Source organism: Bacillus methanolicus MGA3 (assembly GCF_000724485.1).
GTDB classification, from domain to species: Bacteria; Bacillota; Bacilli; order Bacillales; family Cytobacillaceae; genus Bacillus_Z; species Bacillus_Z methanolicus_A.
In genome coordinates this window covers 1,271,426-1,290,083 of the sequence record NZ_CP007739.1, presented here as the reverse complement: position 1 = coordinate 1,290,083, position 18,658 = coordinate 1,271,426, and the positions used below count along the sequence as shown (strand labels likewise).

Here is an 18,658-nt window from a genome sequence, read left to right as displayed (position 1 = left end):
ACCTCCTGCTGAAATATGTTTAATTATTTCGATTTTATCCTCTTAATTTTTTTTGCAGATCATAAAGAGTATTTAACGCTTGCAGTGGAGTCATGTCCAAAATATTGAGTTCTTTCAAACTGTCAAGGACGCGCTTCTCTTTTGAATTGAACTTGGCTTGTTTCTTTATCACTGGTTCATCAAAAAAAGATAATTGTGTTTCTTCTATCATGTCAGATGGATCATTTTCAAATTGCCGGTCATCGTTATTCATGGCTGTCTCAGAAACTGCTTTTTGCTCAAGTTCCTGAAGAATTTCATTTGCCCGGTTGATTAGATCTTCCGGCAATTCAGCAAGCTGGGCAACATGAATGCCATAACTTTTGTCTGCAGCTCCCTCTTTAATCTTATGCAAAAAGACAACTTTTCCATTTTGTTCGATGGCACTTACATGAACATTTTTGACCTTAGGCAATTCTTCTTCAAGTACCGTTAATTCATGATAATGAGTGGAGAATAACGTTTTCGCTCCAATTCTGTTATGAATGTACTCAATAATTGCCTGGGCTAAAGCCATTCCATCATACGTAGACGTTCCCCGGCCAATCTCATCGAATAAAATCAAACTGTCCTTTGTGGCATTCGTGATGGCATTCTTTGCTTCGAGCATTTCAACCATAAATGTGCTTTGTCCGGAAATTAAATCATCAGCCGCGCCGATCCTTGTAAATACTTGGTCAAAGATCGGCAGGACAGCTTCTGATGCAGGTACAAAACAGCCAATTTGCGCTAAAATGGCCGTTAAAGCTATTTGTCTCATATAAGTGCTTTTTCCTGACATGTTCGGGCCGGTAATGAGCAAAATTTCTCTGTCTGCATCCATATAGCAATCATTCGGCACATACTCTTGTGCATTCATTACTTTTTCAACAACTGGATGTCGGCCATCTTTTATAACGATCCGGCGGTCGTCCGAAAATGCAGGTCTTGTAAAATGCCGTTCCTCACTGACAGTTGCAAAGCACTGCAGGACATCGAGTTCGCTTACCGTCCTGGCCAGCGCCTGAAGTCTCGGTATAAATTCTTTTACATAATCACGCAATTCAACAAATAATTGATACTCTAATTCAACGCTTTTTTCCTCAGCTTCTAAAATTAAAGCTTCTTTTTCTTTTAATTCCGGAGTAATAAACCTTTCGGCGTTTGCTAATGTTTGCTTCCGTTCATACTGCCCGTCTTTTAAGAGATGAAGATTAGCTTTTGTTACTTCAATGTAATACCCGAATACGCGATTATAGCCAACCTTTAAAGATTTAATGCCGGTTTTTTCCCTTTCCTTTCGTTCAAGCATTGCAATCCATGTCTTTCCGTTCTTCATAGCGTCCCGGTATTTGTCCAGTTCTTCATTGTAACCGTCTTGAATGATATTTCCTTCTTTTATTGAAACGGGCGGATTTTCGACTAATGCCCGTTCCAATAGATCTGTTACTTCCTCACATGGATCAAGGCGGTCGGCAAAATGCCGGGCATCTTCATTTGGCAGCCCGGCAACAATCTCTTTTAAGTGCGGCACTTGAAGCAAGGAACGCTTTAGCTGAATTAGATCTCTGGCATTCACATTTCCAAAAGCTACTCTCCCGGCCAGACGCTCAAGATCATACACTTCTTTTAATTTTTCCCTAAGATCCTGGCGTTCGAAGTAATGATTCATTAACGTTTCGACAAACGAAAGTCTTTTTTCAATTGAATCCCGATTAATTAACGGCCTGTCAATCCACTGTTTTAATAGCCGGCCGCCCATTGCTGTTTTTGTTTCATCGAGCAGCCATAAAAGCGATCCCTTTTTCCCTTTGGAACGAATCGTTTCTGTTAACTCGAGATTTCGTTTTGAATAATAATCAATCTTCATATATTGATGCACTTGGTAAGTAGAAATAGGCTGCAGATGGTCAAGGCTGCGTTTTTGTGTTCGATAAAGATAGTTTAATAACCTGGCAGATGTTACACGCAGTTTATCCTGGTTTAATTCTTTAAGTAAATGCTCATAGGATGATTGAATGTTCGTATCATCTTCGAAAGAAATGGTAAGCACCGATCTTTCCCGCATTTTTCTTTGAAGATCTGCATCAAAGCTGCTCGAAACCACGACCTCTTTTGCCCCAGACATGGAAAGTTCATTTAAGACTTCTTCAAATCCACCAGTCAATAATGTGACTTTGTTTTCTCCGGTTGAAAGGTCGTTATAGGCAAAACCGTATGTAGCATCATCAAATGAGGTTATCGATGCAATATAGTTGTTTTCTTTTTCATTCAGGCCCCTGCCTTCCATCATCGTTCCTGGTGTAATTAATTGAACGACCTCGCGCTTTACGACACCTTTTGCTTGTTTCGGGTCTTCCGTTTGCTCGCAAATGGCTACCTTATATCCTTTTTCGATCAATTGTTCAATATAACTGGCCGCAGAATGATATGGTACACCGCACATTGGAATCCGCTCATCACCGCCGCCGTCTCTGCTCGTTAAGGTGATTTCCAGTTCTTGAGATGCTTTAATCGCATCGTCAAAAAACATTTCATAAAAATCGCCTAAGCGAAAAAATAAAAAGGCATCTTGATAGTCTGCCTTGATTTGTAAGTATTGTTGTATCATCGGCGTATAAGCTGCCATAATATCCCCCAATATTCTAATCTATCAATTCTTTTTTACATCAATCCATTATAACATAAAGCATTAAATACTTCAGGGGACGGGTTCAAATCACAATTTTGCAAAAAGAGAAAATCCTATATACCTGCAGTGTTCATTAAAACAATCCGCCAGCCGTCAGGGTCTTCAAATGTTACTCCGCCTCTTCCCCAATATGGATTTTCCGGTTCGACTTCTTGATGACCCATTGCTTTTAGTCTTTCGGCAATTTTGTCCCTCTCAAATCGATTTGGAATGTAGAAAACTAGCAAATGTTCTTTCGTAGGAGTTGGCAAAACTGCATTGGTTTCATGTTGAGTAAACTCAAGGTGATAAGGATAATCCGGCAATCCGAGCATAATGCCATCATAGCCTTCGTGATTTCGAAATTCTCCAATCTTTTTAAGCCCCACCCCTTTTTCATAAAACTCTACAAGCTTATCGAGTTGATTCGTTGGCCGAGCAATCCGGAATTGAACAGCAGGAACCGTCTTATTCCATTCTTTTTTTACGATTACCTCATATGGATATTCTTCATGTTTAAAACGGGCTTCCTCCTCTCCGGAAACAACAAGCTTTATTGGATGAATTTCCGCACTTCTGTCAGTTGGATACCAATGCCTGCCTTCCTTTACGACAACAATAACACCAGTTGAATCGCCAAAAAACGCAAAATTTTCTGAATCTTCATTTTGCTCGTCATGTAGATAAGATGATAAATACTTTTGCATCTTTTTTACATCTTTGACAGGCCATCCGATTTCACCAATATCATGCCAACCTTTTTCAACGTGATTATCTCCCCATGAAAATGTTCTTTCAAGCATTTCTAAAATATTTCCGTCCGGGTCGACAAAGTAATACTGCTTGCCTCCCCAAAACAAACTGTATTCACCTTCATCATTCGGAAGAAGCAAACCGTTTTCAGCAAGGCGCTTATACATGTGGTCAATAAATTCGCTCCCTGCTCGAAAGCAAACATGGTAAGAAGGCAAAAATGAACATTTTTCAAAAATTAATTTTGTTGTTCCTGCCATTACGGCAAAATGCCGATCCCCTTCCACTATTAGCTCCATTCCAAGCATTTCGGTGTAAAATTTCTTCATTTTTTCTAAATGAAAACATTTTAATTGAACTTGATAAATCTTCAACATAATCTCCCCTTTAAATTAAATTTAATTTAATAATAGATTCTTTTCATCTGTTTGACCAAAAGTAAAGCTTGTCCGATCTTTTGTTAAAAGAAAAACTAGGAAAGCATAACCTCCCTAGCTTATTCCTACTCTTCTTCATTTCCAACTAGGAAATCAGGATTTAACTCTGCGAATTCTTCATCATCAACATCCAAGCCCCAGTCGTCGTCATCATCGCTTTTGACTTTATCAGAGTGAACTTCGACACATACTTTTGTTTCGCCAATCACTTCACAAAGAAACTCTCTTTCTGATTGGACAATTATTTTGTTGCCATTTGGTGAAATGACAACTTCAATGCAATTTGGCTGTTGAAGAACACGGGCGATTACATCTTGATCATCTAAACAGTCCGGATCGCGGTATTTTAATTTCATGACATCCGAATATTTGACACGTTCAGTCGCTACATCAGTTTTTGTATTATCAAGATAAGAGTACCAAACGTTAATGTCATAGGAGCCGCTTACTTCTACTGTATTCCCGACCTTCTTCGCATCGTACTTATGGTTGATAATCCAACCGCCTAGAATGCTGGATGGATGGTGAGCCGGGCTGATCGTATGATTGGACTGCGTAAATTTTCGTCCTTTCGCAACGACCGCTTTTGTAATTATCTCTCTAAATTCTCCCATTGCGAGCGAACCCTCCTCATTCATTTTCACTTCATCGTATGCGGGTCATTAGACTAGTGTGATTATAAATTTTCAATAGAATCAAGTTGTCTAACTAACTGCGATATACTTCATTCTATGCATTCACCCAGTGACTTGTGATTTTGCAAAAAGCAGTAAAATAAAAGAGCCGCTCGCTTACGAGTCGGCTCCTTTCATAATTAATGATGGTGGCAGTGGCTGCTGTTGCGGATTTGTGCGCCTGTTTCACCGCGCAATACATCACCGCCGGTTGAAATAATAATTTCATCTGTTACCGTGTTTGAAATTGTTGTTGCAATCATTTGCAGCAATTCATTTACCTCAACCTGGGACTGCTTGAATTCCTGAACAATCGGAATTTCATCTAACTGACGTTCAAGCTCTTCAATTTTTTCTTCCACTTTCTTTAAAGCTTCCGGTTTACCGTAATGCTGGAGGTTTACTGCTTGTTTTTGCAAGCCTTTAATATCCGCAATCAAAGTCCTAACCTTTTCATTTTCATGAATTTGCGCTTCTGCACGTTTGAAAAAATCAACTTCCTCTGTTTCAGCAATCATTTTTGCGATTTCTTTTGCACGAGCAATGATCTCTTCTTTTGTATATTTTGCCACCTTATTTCACCTCAGCTAGTTCTAATTCTTCCACCATTTCACCATTTAAGGACCATGTTTTTGCTTTTGTAATTTTTACTTTTACAATCTTGCCAATTGCCGATTTAGGACCAGTAAAGTTAACAAGTTTGTTTTTGCTGGTATATCCTGCCAATACATCCGGGTTGTTTTTACTCTCACCTTCAACGAGAACTTCAACGATTTGGCCTTCATATTTCTTCATCGCATCACGAGAAAGCTCATTTACAAGAGCATTTAACCGCTGTAATCGTTCCTTTTTCACTTCCATTGGAACGTTATCCTGCATTTTTGCAGCAGGAGTTCCTTCACGAGGAGAGTAAATAAATGTATATGCAGATTCAAAACCTACTTCACGATACAAGGATAATGTTTCTTCAAATTGTTCCTCTGTTTCATTTGGATAGCCAACAATAATATCAGTTGTTAAGGCAACATCCGGAATGGCTGCTTTGATTTTACGGACTAATTCAAGATATTCTTCACGTGTATATTTCCTCGCCATAATTTTTAGCACATCAGTAGAGCCTGATTGCACAGGTAAATGGATGTGCGGCATCAAGTTTCCGCCTTTTGCCAGCACTTCGATCAAATGATCATCGAAGTCACGCGGATGACTTGTTGTAAACCGGACGCGTGGAATATCAATTTTGCGGATTTCTTCCATCAAATCGCCAAGACCATACTTCATATCAGTGAAATCTTTTCCATACGCATTGACATTTTGTCCAAGAAGTGTAATTTCCTTATATCCTTGTGCTGCAAGGTGGCGAACTTCTTGAATAATATCCTCAGGCCGGCGGCTCCGTTCTTTTCCGCGAGTATATGGAACAATACAATACGTACAGAATTTATCACAGCCGTACATAATGTTCACCCAAGCCTTAATATTGCCTCGGCGGACTTTCGGAAGGTTTTCAATAATGTCTCCTTCTTTAGACCAAACTTCGACAACCATCTCTTTGGACATATATGCCTCATGCAAAATATTTGGCAGGCGGTGGATATTATGCGTACCAAAGATCATATCAACATATTGATATTGCTTAAGGATTTTGTTTACAACCGACTCTTCTTGGGACATACAACCGCAAACGCCAAGAAGAAGGTCTGGCTTTTCCATTTTAAGAGCCTTTAAATGGCCAATTTCCCCAAATACTTTGTTTTCCGCATTTTCACGGATTGCGCACGTATTTAGAAGAATGACGTTCGCATCTTCAGGTCTGTCTGTCGGTTCATAGCCAAGCCCCATAAAAATACCTGCCATTACTTCCGTATCATGCTCATTCATCTGGCAGCCGTAAGTACGAATGTAAAACTTCCTGCCTTCGCCCATCCCTTTGAACTCTTCCGGGATCGTAAAATCTTTATGATACTTCACTTCTTCTTTTCCGCGTTTTTTTGCATCTTTAAGGGAAGGCGGCATGTAAACAGCTTGAAAATATTTACTGTAATCCTTTTCGGATTTTTTGTCCGAAGGATTTGCTGTTTTTACTTGCTGCCCTTCTAAACGCTGCTGTTCATTCATCTTGAAATTCCCCTTTCTTTTTCATAGGAAAATGTGAAAAAAATTCTATCAGATCATATACCTTTCTTCAATAAAACTAAAGAAAAAAACCTAACAGGCAAAATGCTGCACATTATTATAGTATAAAGCTTTGACTTCTTGAAAACAATAGCAGAGGCTGGTCAAGCGCCATTCTAACATAAAATTCAATTTATCTTCACAAGTAAAAATTGGTTTTCAACATCAAAAAACGAGCATAAGTTACAAAAAATCCCGCGCACTTATTAACGCGGGATCAGTTGATAGTGTTACATAAATTCAGCTACTAATTTATCAAATTGTTCGTGATTTAATTGCAAATCAGCATGTGCAAGCGGTTTTTCCAGGTAACCAGGCACTAGTTCCTGGTATGACTTGCGGTCTTTATCTTGATAAATTAAACCTGTAACAAGGCCATTATGTTTCATTAACGTTTGCATGGCCATTTCGCGGTTGGAAGGATCATAGCCTTCAATATCACTCAGCTTTGTTAAATTTTCTTTAAACCAATCATACGTGTTCACTTTATTATATGTTACACATGGACTGAAAACATTGATGAAAGAAAAACCATTATGTTTAATGCCTTCTTCAATTAATGAAGTTAATTCTTTCAAATCTGTTGAAAAACTTTGGGCCACAAATGTTGCTCCTGCTGTCAATGCCAATTCCATTGGGGAAATAGCCTGTTCAATTGAACCTTCGGGTGTAGATTTCGTTTTAAAACCAGCAGCAGAACGAGGGGAAGTTTGTCCCTTTGTTAAGCCGTAAATTTGGTTATCCATAACAATATAAGTAATATCGATATTGCGGCGAATTGCATGTACAGTATGCCCCATTCCGATCGCAAAACCATCTCCGTCCCCTCCGGAAGCAATAACTGTCAATTCACGGTTTGCCATTTTTACTCCTTGGGCAATTGGAAGAGCACGGCCATGAATCCCATGGAATCCATAAGAATTAATATAACCTGAAATACGGCCTGAACATCCGATGCCAGAAATAACAGCTAAGTTCTCAGGCTCTAATCCAACATTGGCTGCAGCACGCTGAATAGCCGCTTGTACGGAAAAATCACCGCATCCTGGACACCAGTTTGGTTTTACATTATTACGAAAATCTTTAAATGTTGCCATCTAAAAACAACTCCTTGCATTTTGTGTGGATTTCATGCGGCAAGAACGGATTTCCGTCGAACTTTAACAGTTTTGTAATCTTATCTGCATGGCCGACATTCATCTTCATAATATTTGCCAACTGCCCGGTTGCATTGTTTTCCACAACAACAATTTTCTTTGCAGATTTCACTAAAGGCAACATCTCATCAGTTGGGAACGGATGAATTAAGCGAATATGTGCATGGTTTGTTTTAATGCCGTCTTTTTCCAAACGCACCATTGCTTCTTCAATTGCTCCCCTTGTGGAGATAAAACCAACAATTAAAAGATCTGCTTCTTCATGCGGAGCATTCTTATGAACTGGCGTTTTAAACTTAACATTTTCAATTTTGCGTAATCGCTTGCTCATTTGTACAATGCGGTTTGCAGCAGACTCTGACGGTTTTCCGGTTTCATCGTGTTCAACACCGGTTACGTGGTGAATGCCATTTTTTACTCCTGGAATGACCCGAGGAGAGACGCCGTCTTCAGTAACTTCATATCGTTTGAAGTATCCTTTGTTTTCAATTTCAGGAAGATCTTCTGTTACCAACTTTCCTCGGCGGATTTCTACTTTATCAATATCAAGCGGTTCTACTGTTTGCTTGCCTAAAGATAATTGAAGATCGGATAATACGATGACAGGGCACTGATACTCTTCAGCAAGGTTTAATGCTTCTGCTGTATCATAAAAAGCTTCTTCAACAGTACTTGGTGCAATTACAATTTTCGGAATTTCTCCATGAGTTCCGTAAATCATAGCCATCAAGTCAGACTGTTCTTGTTTTGTAGGAAGTCCGGTTGATGGCCCGCCGCGTTGAGTATCAATAATAACTAGCGGAGTTTCTGTAATACCTGATAAACCGATTGCTTCCATTTTTAATGAAAGACCAGGACCTGCTGAAGCAGTGATTGCGCGGACCCCGCCGTAGTTTGCTCCAATCGCCATCGTAACAGCTGCAATTTCATCTTCCGTTTGTATAACTGTTCCGCCCAATGCCGGCAATTTTTTAATTAAGTATTCCATAATTTCTGATGCAGGAGTGATCGGATATGCTGCCATAAAGCGGCAGCCGCCTGCAAGCGCACCTAATGCAATTGCATCATTGCCAATCATAAACATCCGTTTTTTTCCGTCTGCTTTTTCAAGCTGCATTGTTTGAATATTGCCAAGCTTTTCCTTCATAAATTCAAACCCGGCTCGAATTGCTTGCATGTTCTTCTCAACAACTTGCTGGCCTTTTCGTCCGAAAATCTCTTGCACAACTTCTTCAAACACTGTTATATCAAGGTCTAATATGGCAGAAGTTGCGCCAATGGCAACCATGTTCTTCATAAGGGATGTGCCTAGTTCTGTTGCAATTTCAGTAAATGGAACCGCATACAAAACGGCTTTTGTATCTTCAGGCTGTTTCGGATTGAATTTAGAATCTGCGATAATAATCCCATCGTCATGCAATTCTTTATAGTTTACATCGATTGTTTCTTGGTCAAATGCAACTAGAATGTCTAAATCATCCGAAATCGACCGAACTTGAGTTGTGCTAACCCGGATTTTATTGTTTGTATGGCCGCCTTTAATACGTGATGAGAAGTGGCGGTAGCCATACAAATAATAGCCCATGCGATTTAAGGCGATGGAAAATATCTCTCCTGTACTTTCTATACCTTCCCCTTGTTGTCCGCCAACTTTCCAAGAAAGTTGATTAATCATTACTTACACCCCTTTAAATACGTAAAAAAATGTAAAAACGTTTTATTTTGCACTTTTCCAAGTGATTCACTAGGAATTAATCTTTTCCCACGTGAATTCGGTTAATACTAAATTTTTGGAAGGGTATTAAACGCTTTCAATTCTAGACCTAAGCAGTAAAAAATGCAACCCTTTACAACAAATTATTGACGAAAATATGAATTTTTTTTTATTTTTTTAAATATGCTAATTAAGTTGGAGTCATTATCAACGATTTATAGGTATTTTAATGAATCAGTTTTCAAAATTTTTGATTCCACTGTCAATTTTTTGAACCAAATTTCATATTTTATGAGCGCCTATTATTCTTTCAAAAAAATAACCTGTTTGCACATGAAACAAACAGGTTGAATTCTTTTTACCGAGGTTCAACAATCAATTTTATTGCCGTGCGTTCTTCACCGTCGATCTGAATATCGGTAAATGCGGGGATGCAAATTAAATCAACTCCGCTAGGTGCGACAAATCCTCTTGCAATTGCTACTGCCTTAACGGCTTGATTTAATGCACCCGCACCTATTGCCTGAATCTCCGCAGCGCCTCTCTCACGCAGAACACCAGCAAGCGCACCAGCTACAGAATTAGGATTAGACTTTGCTGAAACTTTTAATATTTCCATTTCTAGCTCCTCCTTATTTCATCCCGACCCGCAAATTTATCCAATAAAATTGATACCCATCAAGCCATGCTGCGAGTTTTTTCTCACTTAGGCCAAAGAATCATTCGGGCTTTAAAAGCCGATTTTGGTTTTGTCAATAACGCGGGAAATTGAACAACCGTGTATACGGGATATATCTATCCATTGCTACTATATTCACCCGTTAATTAACATATTCCGGCTCGGACAAAAAAAGAAAATCTACAAGCTTTATTACAGGCGCTAGAAATGTTGAATAATCGAACTTATGAAAAAAACGGATGATCGTCATTAATTAAAATTCTTTGTATCTTTACGGCTTTTCCGCTTTTATTGTCTATATCGATGAGAACTGCGTTGAGCTGCACCCGCCCTCTTTTTGGCACTTCAAACCGGACAGGCAGACTTGTCAAAAACTTTTTAATGACCGCTTCTTTTTCTACACCTAATATTTCATCATAAGGGCCGGTCATGCCTACATCAGTTAAATAAGCTGTCCCGCCAGGCAGTATCCGCTCATCACCCGTTTGTACATGTGTATGGGTACCGACAACTGCAGATACCCTTCCATCTAAATACCAGCCCATCGCTTGTTTTTCACTTGTCGCTTCTGCATGAAAATCGACAAAAATGATGGGTGTCCTGCGCTTTGCCTCTTCAATCAGTTGATCGGCCTTCATAAACGGGCAATCAATTGCCGGCATAAATGTGCGGCCTTGAAGACTTATTACTGCGACTTCTACTTGATTTACTTTTAAATAAATAATCCCTGTACCTGGAGTTGCATCAGGAAAATTAGCAGGCCGCACGATGTATTTCGCATCATTGATGAAATCAAAGATTTCCCGATTATCCCATGTATGATTACCCAATGTAACAGCCTGGGCCCCATTTTCTAAAAATTGACGGTAAATTTTTTCTGTTATTCCTTTACCGCCGGCTGCGTTTTCTCCATTTATGATTGTTAAATTAGGACGATATTTTTCTTTTAGCTTGGCTAAATATTCACTTACCATATCTCTTCCGAGCGATCCGACAACATCGCCTACAAACAGTATTCTCATTCGCTTGCCCTTTCTATATTAAAATATTTGATTGTGTTTATTGTATCATTATTATATTAAATAAAGCGGTGCATTCTGCACCGCTTTATTTTGCGTATTCAACAGCCCTTGTCTCACGAATCACCGTAACTTTTATATGTCCTGGATAATCAAGTTCTTCTTCAATTCTCTTGCGAATGTCTCTTGCCAATCGATGAGCTTCAAGATCATCAATTTGTTCCGGCTTAACCATAATCCGAACCTCGCGGCCTGCTTGAATTGCAAATGATTTCTCCACACCTTCGTATGACTCAGAAATCTCTTCAAGCTTTTCTAGGCGTCGAATATAGTTTTCAAGTGTTTCACTGCGTGCTCCAGGTCTCGCTGCTGATAATGCGTCAGCTGCTGCCACTAAAACAGCAATGATTGACGTAGGTTCAGTGTCACCATGGTGTGAAGCAATGCTGTTGATCACAACCGGATGTTCCTTGTACTTCGTTGCAAGTTCCACACCGATTTCAACATGGCTTCCTTCAACTTCATGGTCAATTGCTTTTCCGATATCATGAAGCAGTCCTGCACGGCGTGCTAAAGTTTCGTCTTCACCAAGTTCAGCTGCCAGCAGACCTGAAAGCTGTGCAACTTCCATTGAGTGTTTTAAAACATTTTGGCCGTAACTTGTACGATATTTCAATCGGCCAAGAATTTTAATTAAATCTGGATGGAGCCCGTGAACACCGACATCAAATGTAGTTTGTTCACCAATTTCACGGATATGTTCATCCACCTCACGGCGGGCTTTATCTACCATTTCCTCGATTCGTGCAGGGTGAATGCGTCCGTCTTGTACAAGCTTGTCTAATGCTAAACGAGCTGTTTCACGGCGTATAGGGTCAAAACCTGATAAAATTACGGCTTCAGGAGTATCGTCGATGATAAGGTCAATACCGGTCAGCGTTTCAAGAGTTCTAATATTTCTTCCTTCACGGCCGATTATCCGGCCTTTCATTTCATCATTTGGAAGGTTCACAACTGATACAGTTGTCTCGGCTACATGATCAGCTGCACATCTTTGTATAGCCAGTGACAAGATTTCTTTCGCTTTCTTGTCTGCCTCTTCTTTTACTCGAATTTCACTTTCTTTTATCATCAACGCAATTTCGTGAGACAATTCTTTCTCAACGCGTTCCAAAATGATAGATTTTGCCTCTTCCCGTGTCAAGCTCGAGATACGTTCAAGTTCAGCTTGCTGTGCTCGTACCATCTCGTCCACTTTGCTTTCCATCTCTTCAATATGCTGTTGTCTTTTGTTAAGGGAATCCTCTTTCTTTTCTAAAAGGGCTTCACGTTTATCTAACGTTTCGTCCTTCCGATCAAGATTCTCTTCTTTTTGCAGTAAACGGTTTTCTTGTTTTTGCAGTTCAATTCTTCGTTCTTTTACCTCACGCTCAGCTTCAGTACGAAGCTTGTGAATTTCATCCTTTGCCTCAAGCAAAGCTTCTTTCTTTAATGCATCTGCTTGACGCCTGGCATCCTCCAGGATCTGTTCAGCAGCATTTTTTGCACCTGAGATCTTTGCTTCCGCAATGGATTTACGAATTAAATAGCCAACAACTGCACCGACGAATAGGCCAAGCAAAATGGAGATGATCGTAATGGGTTCCATCGTTTCACCTCCTCTTGCTATGAACTTTTGTTACTTTTTTAAGTGTCGGCATGTACATTGTTTTAAACATCAACATACAGCGCTAGGGCTTTTAAACATTTTATGACTAAAAAAGTGAAAAATATACAAGACTAATTGTAAAGCTGTGAATTTTTATTGTCAAGGGTTTGTCCTTGCGGGTTCTATATTTATTTGTTAATCTCTGTAAGATTATCAAAAAAGAAGAGGCTGTCTCATAAGGGTCTGACCCTTAGGCTTTTGAGACAGCCTCTTTTAATAAATTAATCTAACAAGTCAAATTCTTCCTGTTCTTCTGTTTCAGTTACTGTTTTCACTTCATCAAGGCCAAAGTAATCCCTGATTTTTTGCTGAATCTCATTTCGGAGTTCCACATTTTCTTTCAAATATTGTTTTGCATTTTCGCGGCCCTGGCCTAAGCGCTCATCATTGTACGAATACCATGAACCGCTTTTCTGGATAATATCCAATTCGGAACCCAAGTCAATGATTTCGCCCTCTTTCGAAATGCCTTCCCCGTACATAATATCAACTTCAGCTGTGCGGAATGGAGGAGCGACCTTATTTTTTACAACTTTTATTTTGGTTTTATTTCCGACCATGTCATTACCTTGCTTTAATTGTTCAGCACGGCGCACTTCCAGACGGATCGTAGAATAGAATTTTAGTGCACGTCCACCTGGAGTCGTTTCTGGGTTTCCAAACATAACTCCTACTTTCTCACGAATTTGGTTAATAAAGATTGCAATTGTTTTCGATTTATTAATTGCACCTGACAGCTTGCGAAGTGCTTGAGACATAAGGCGTGCTTGGAGCCCGACATGAGAATCTCCCATTTCCCCTTCTATCTCCGCTTTTGGAACAAGTGCTGCAACAGAGTCAATAACAATAATGTCAACAGCGCCGCTTCTTACCAACGCTTCAGCGATTTCCAATGCCTGCTCCCCTGTATCCGGCTGGGAAAGAAGCAGCTCATCAATATCAACTCCAAGTTTTTGAGCATATATCGGATCAAGAGCGTGCTCCGCATCAATAAACGCAGCTTGTCCGCCCAGTGCCTGAACCTCCGCAATCGCATGGAGAGCAACTGTCGTTTTACCTGAACTCTCAGGCCCGTAAATTTCGATAATCCGTCCGCGCGGATACCCGCCTACTCCAAGCGCAGCATCAAGTGCAAGCGATCCGCTTGGCACGGTTGAAATTCTTCGGTCTGTCTGCTCTCCAAGTTTCATAATCGAGCCTTTACCAAACTGTTTTTCTATTTGCTTTAACGCCATTTCTAAGGCAGCTTGTCGATCACTCACGAAAAATTTCCTCCTTTATTCACGAACAAGAAACACCTCTTGCCAGGATCTATTCTTGTTCGTCTCATCTCAAAATCTACCTCTACTATAACCGTTTTTATCACAATTGTCTAGATAAAAATCGAACGTTTATTCGGTAATTTTTGAATCTGTTTTTACACGTACTATCCTCTTTTCATCTAGAAAAAAAACTTTTTTGAAGAAAAAACACTTGTTTTTGCGATTTTTGAATAAAAATCTGATCTTTTACAAATGGTAAAAAAAAAAACAGAATGCTTATTCAAGCACTCTGTGATTCTGAAAGTAATTTTAATAAGTAAAAACATCCATGTTTGACTGTTTGGGTGCGGATGGCATCCCGAGTTCCGGCAAGATTCACTTTTTTTACGAGAGTTGGACGGCCCTTAATCGAAATTCCAATAAAAACAGTGCCTGCCGGTTTACCTTCTAATTCTTCCGGACCGGCCACTCCGGTAAAGCTGATGCCAATATCAGATTGAAAGATTTTAGCAGCATTCTCTGCCAGTTCAGACGCGCAGGCTTCACTGACAACCCCTTCTTTGTCAATGGTTTCTTTTTGAACGAGGAGCACTTTCTCTTTCGACTCCCGGGTATAACAAACAACTCCGCCTTTTAGAATGTCAGTGGTTCCTGGAATAGAAGTTAATTCTTGTTGGAACAACCCGCCTGTTAAACTTTCAGCACACGAAATCGTCAGGCCATTTTGTTTCAAAACCTTCGTAAGTTCTTTCATCAAGGAAGTATCGTCATATCCGTATTTATACTCTCCAACACGCTCTAAGATTAATTTTTCTGTTTCATCAATAAGCTGGAGTGCCGTTTCAATTGAACTGTGTTTTGCTGTTAAGCGAAGGGTGACATCCCATTCCGCAGCAAGCGGAGCAATTGTCGGATTGCTTTGCTGATCAATGATATCTTGAACTTTCGCTTCCAACAGAGCCTCGCTAATTCCAAAAAACCTAATGACTCTTGATACAAGTTTTTCTTGCATGTTCAATTTGCTTAATAGAGCAGGCAGCGCATATTTTGAAAACATCGGCTCCATTTCTTTAGGAGGCCCCGGCAAAAGCATGTAAATACGTTTACCCGTGTCAAGCAGCATGCCCGGTGCCATTCCGTGTTCGTTTTTCAACACTTGCGAACCTTTAAGAACCAATGCTTGTTTTCGATTGTTCTCAGTCATCTCCATCCCTGTTTTTGCATAAAATTCCTCAATCCAACGAAAAGCATCATCATCCAAGACCAGTTCTGTACCGATGTGAGCAGCAATCGTCTCTTTCGTTAAATCATCTTTCGTCGGACCTAGCCCGCCGGTGAAAATAATAATATTAGAACGTCTTTCAGCAACTTCGAGAACAGATTTCAATCGTCCGGGATTATCTCCGACAACTGAATGATAAAATACATTAATTCCGGCATCAGCCAAATGCTTCGAAATAAAACGAGCATTCGTGTTTACAATTTGTCCAAGCAGCAATTCAGAGCCTACAGCAATGATTTCCGCGTTCATAAAGATTCCTCCTTTATTCGTGAATTATTTTGATTTAATAAATACTTGTCTGTTTTTGTAGAAATAATCCCATCCTGACCAAATGGTGAAAAACATTGCAATCCAAAGGGCGATGTCATCAAATGGAATCTTCACATATTCAAAAACAGTATTATGTAAAAGCAAAGCTGAAATCGCAATGATTTGTGTCCATGTCTTAATTTTACCGAGCATATTGGCTGCGACTACTTCTCCTTCTCCCGCAAGAACAAGTCGAAGACCTGTCACAGCAAACTCACGGCTAATAATAATGATAACAATCCATGATGCTGCCATCCCTTTTTCAACAAGAACGATCAAAGCAGCTGACACTAGCAGTTTATCGGCGAGAGGATCCAAAAATTTCCCAAGATTTGTGACCAACTTATATTTACGGGCATAGTATCCATCGATCCAATCCGTTGTAGATGCAACTATAAAAATTAAAGCACCGACAAAATGAGTCATCGGCATTTCAGCCCCAAATAATTTCATTTCCCCCCACTGAAATGGCACAAGCATGACAACTAAAAACAAGGGGATAAGGAAAATTCTCGAAATGGTTATTTTATTCGGCAAATTAATCATGGTGACCTCCATTACATCCTATAAAATTCAAAAAGGAAAAAATAGCCATCAATATTGATGACTATTCTGCCTTTGGTACATACCGAATCGTGATATCCTGTCGCACTGATTCAGAAGGCGGAACAGCAAACTCAACTTTTTGATCGTTGATATAGATCTCTGTATTTGCTGTGTTTCCAATAACAATCACAGCTTCTTTTTCTTTGGATAAGTCAACAGTCTGACTTTCTGTTCCGCCTTTTGATAAAATACCCTGGAAGAATGAATAACCTTTGCCATTTAAAATGTTAACCCAAGTATCTCCACCTGTAGAAGCAACTTTTAACAAAAACTTGTCTGCATTTTTTAATTCATATACCGTATTTCGGCCGTTTGCTTGCACAACTGAAACTTGCTGATCTTGAGTTTTCTCTTTTACCTCAGTCTTCGATTCATCAGAACTTGTTTTTTCCTTTTTTTGTTTCTCGGTCTTTTTGCTTTCTTCCGCATTTTTTTCGAGTTTTGCAGATTGTTCAAAACGAGCCGGTACGTTCTCTTCCTTAACAGGTTCTTTCGTTTCATTTCGAGCATTTGATTGAAGGAGATACCAAATTAGCGTAATTGCACCAATGACAAAAACACCGATCAATATTTTCGGGAGTATATCAAAAATTTTCGAAGTGTTCTCGGCTAATCTCTTCCTGCTCTGAACTCTTGAAAGCTGTTCAGGCAATTCGTCATCGTATGTAGCAGGAATTTCATTTTTATATTCTTCAAATAGTTCTTCCGGTTCAATACCGACAGCTTCCGCATACTGTTTGATAAAAGCACGGACGTAGAACTTGCCGGGCATCATCGAATAATTTCCTTCTTCAATTCCTTTCAAATATCTCTTCTGAATTTTCGTTAAGTCTTGCAATTGATCCAGGCTTAAACCTTTTGCTTCCCTGGCTTCTTTCAGTCTATTTCCTAATTCCGTCAACGAAAACACCTTCCATTATCGTTAAAAATTAAAACCTTCGAAATCAGAATCCGAGAACATATGATTTTTTTCAACAATATCATAGGTAATCTCTTCATCGGGATCATTTCGAAGCTCAATAATATAGTCAAAATCATCCAATGAAAATTCCGTATTCTGAACGAAAATATCAGGATGTTCGATTACTTTTACTGCAGGCAGCTGCATAATTTCCCTTACAAGCTGCCAATGGCGCTCACTTGCGCGCCGGGTTGAAACAATTCCATCAATAATAAATATATTATTTTCATTATACTCGTCCTCAATAAGCTGGTTGCGGACCGTTTGTTTTAGAAGCGTCGATGACACAAATAACCAGCGCTTATTGGCGCTTACGCTTGAAGCGACAACCGATTCCGTTTTGCCTACCCTTGGCATCCCACGAATTCCAATCAGCTTATGCCCTTCCTGTTTAAATAATTCCGCCATAAAATCGACGAGCAATCCAATTTCATCACGGACAAACCTGAATGTCTTTTTATCGTCTGCATCTCTTTGTATGTATCTTCCGTGACGAACAGCAAGCCGATCACGTAATTTTGGCTCACGGAGTTTTATCACTCTTATTGTATCCATTGTGTTTAAAATAGACTCTAAACGTTCGATTTGTTCTTTATCTTTTGCTAAAATAAGGAGCCCGCGGCGCCCTTCATGGACCCCATTAATCGTGACAATATTGATTGAGAGCATACCTAATAAGGATGAAATGTCACCGAGCAGACCAGGACGGTTTTTTATGATCTCATATTCCAAATACCATTCCGTTTTTTTCATAAAAAAAACCTCCTCCGATTACATGCTAGTGACAAATTCCATCATTTTTTCATCTAGATTCTATAATAAATGATTTTTATTGAAGATGAAAGGAAAAACAAAGACCGAAAAAATAAAATCAACCACTTTTAACAGAAACGTAAAAAAGAGAGGGCGCCCCTCTCTTTTTTGTGATGGGTATGTTAATTAGTGTGTTCCGTCATTTTGAACAAGCTTCACCATCATACTGGCAATCGCATGCTGTTCATCAGGGCTTGCAACTGACCAAAGGTCCGCCAAAATTTTTTCTTGTTCATTTTTCGGCTCAACTTGCTTTGCAAGATAATCACCAATTTGGTAGGCAAGATCCGTTACTACTTCTTTATTCATTCCAGCATTTTGTGCCTGATTTAAGCGATCACCTAAAAAATCTTTCCATTGCTGCCAGTTATCTAAAACAGACATCATTTGAACCTCCTTGTATGTTATTCATGGTTATTT

The 18,658-nt window shown here is 39.5% G+C and carries 16 protein-coding genes and 1 pseudogene; all 17 read right to left on the bottom strand.

Annotated elements, in window-relative coordinates; translation table 11 throughout:
• Positions 1 to 34: 34 nt before the first annotated feature.
• Entirely contained in the window at positions 35 to 2,647 is a 2,613-nt protein-coding gene (gene mutS, locus BMMGA3_RS06370) for a DNA mismatch repair protein MutS (protein WP_003349176.1), read from the bottom strand.
• 116 nt (positions 2,648 to 2,763) lie between these two features.
• A complete protein-coding gene (locus tag BMMGA3_RS18230; protein WP_237712881.1) occupies positions 2,764 to 3,180 on the bottom strand; it encodes a VOC family protein in 417 nt (138 codons plus the stop codon).
• Positions 3,181 to 3,501: 321 nt separating this feature from the next.
• Positions 3,502 to 3,819: pseudogene (locus BMMGA3_RS18225) on the bottom strand (VOC family protein); the annotation flags it as partial.
• 125 nt (positions 3,820 to 3,944) lie between these two features.
• Positions 3,945 to 4,493, bottom strand: coding sequence for an outer spore coat protein CotE (locus BMMGA3_RS06360; protein WP_003349173.1), 549 nt, complete (start codon positions 4,491 to 4,493; stop codon positions 3,945 to 3,947).
• A gap of 200 nt (positions 4,494 to 4,693) precedes the next feature.
• The gene (locus BMMGA3_RS06355) at positions 4,694 to 5,125 is read right to left on the bottom strand and encodes a YlbF/YmcA family competence regulator (RefSeq protein ID WP_003349171.1); all 432 of its coding nucleotides are present in this window, start codon (positions 5,123 to 5,125) and stop codon (positions 4,694 to 4,696) included.
• Position 5,126: 1 nt separating this feature from the next.
• Positions 5,127 to 6,671 (bottom strand): tRNA (N6-isopentenyl adenosine(37)-C2)-methylthiotransferase MiaB, encoded by a 1,545-nt coding sequence (gene miaB / locus BMMGA3_RS06350; protein ID WP_003349169.1) that lies wholly within the window; start codon positions 6,669 to 6,671, stop codon positions 5,127 to 5,129.
• A gap of 287 nt (positions 6,672 to 6,958) precedes the next feature.
• Positions 6,959 to 7,825: a 2-oxoacid:ferredoxin oxidoreductase subunit beta gene (locus BMMGA3_RS06345; protein ID WP_003349167.1), complete on the bottom strand. Its 867-nt coding sequence runs from the start codon at positions 7,823 to 7,825 to the stop codon at positions 6,959 to 6,961.
• Positions 7,812 to 9,560 carry a 2-oxoacid:acceptor oxidoreductase subunit alpha gene (locus tag BMMGA3_RS06340; RefSeq protein WP_003349165.1) on the bottom strand — a complete coding sequence of 583 codons (1,749 nt, stop codon included), beginning with the start codon at positions 9,558 to 9,560 and terminating at the stop codon, positions 7,812 to 7,814. The genes BMMGA3_RS06345 and BMMGA3_RS06340 overlap by 14 nt, the downstream gene beginning before the upstream one ends.
• Before the next feature lie 397 nt (positions 9,561 to 9,957).
• Entirely contained in the window at positions 9,958 to 10,218 is a 261-nt protein-coding gene (gene spoVS / locus BMMGA3_RS06335) for a stage V sporulation protein SpoVS (RefSeq protein WP_003181955.1), read from the bottom strand.
• Between the two features lie 284 nt (positions 10,219 to 10,502).
• Positions 10,503 to 11,300 (bottom strand): TIGR00282 family metallophosphoesterase, encoded by a 798-nt coding sequence (locus BMMGA3_RS06330; protein WP_003349164.1) that lies wholly within the window; start codon positions 11,298 to 11,300, stop codon positions 10,503 to 10,505.
• Between the two features lie 85 nt (positions 11,301 to 11,385).
• Positions 11,386 to 12,945 carry a ribonuclease Y gene (gene rny / locus BMMGA3_RS06325; RefSeq protein ID WP_003349163.1) on the bottom strand — a complete coding sequence of 520 codons (1,560 nt, stop codon included), beginning with the start codon at positions 12,943 to 12,945 and terminating at the stop codon, positions 11,386 to 11,388.
• Positions 12,946 to 13,226: 281 nt separating this feature from the next.
• Positions 13,227 to 14,267, bottom strand: a complete 1,041-nt coding sequence (gene recA, locus BMMGA3_RS06320) for a recombinase RecA (protein WP_003349162.1) — start codon at positions 14,265 to 14,267, stop codon at positions 13,227 to 13,229.
• 280 nt (positions 14,268 to 14,547) lie between these two features.
• The gene (locus BMMGA3_RS06315; protein WP_003349161.1) at positions 14,548 to 15,798 is read right to left on the bottom strand and encodes a competence/damage-inducible protein A; all 1,251 of its coding nucleotides are present in this window, start codon (positions 15,796 to 15,798) and stop codon (positions 14,548 to 14,550) included.
• Positions 15,799 to 15,822: 24 nt separating this feature from the next.
• On the bottom strand, positions 15,823 to 16,401 hold the full coding sequence (gene pgsA / locus BMMGA3_RS06310; protein ID WP_034669577.1) for a CDP-diacylglycerol--glycerol-3-phosphate 3-phosphatidyltransferase: 579 nt from the start codon (positions 16,399 to 16,401) through the stop codon (positions 15,823 to 15,825).
• A gap of 64 nt (positions 16,402 to 16,465) precedes the next feature.
• Positions 16,466 to 17,365 carry a helix-turn-helix domain-containing protein gene (locus tag BMMGA3_RS06305; protein WP_003349159.1) on the bottom strand — a complete coding sequence of 300 codons (900 nt, stop codon included), beginning with the start codon at positions 17,363 to 17,365 and terminating at the stop codon, positions 16,466 to 16,468.
• 21 nt (positions 17,366 to 17,386) lie between these two features.
• A complete protein-coding gene (locus BMMGA3_RS06300; protein WP_003349158.1) occupies positions 17,387 to 18,178 on the bottom strand; it encodes a DUF3388 domain-containing protein in 792 nt (263 codons plus the stop codon).
• 186 nt (positions 18,179 to 18,364) lie between these two features.
• Positions 18,365 to 18,622 carry a DUF3243 domain-containing protein gene (locus BMMGA3_RS06295; protein WP_003349157.1) on the bottom strand — a complete coding sequence of 86 codons (258 nt, stop codon included), beginning with the start codon at positions 18,620 to 18,622 and terminating at the stop codon, positions 18,365 to 18,367.
• Between the last annotated feature and the right edge of the window lie 36 nt (positions 18,623 to 18,658).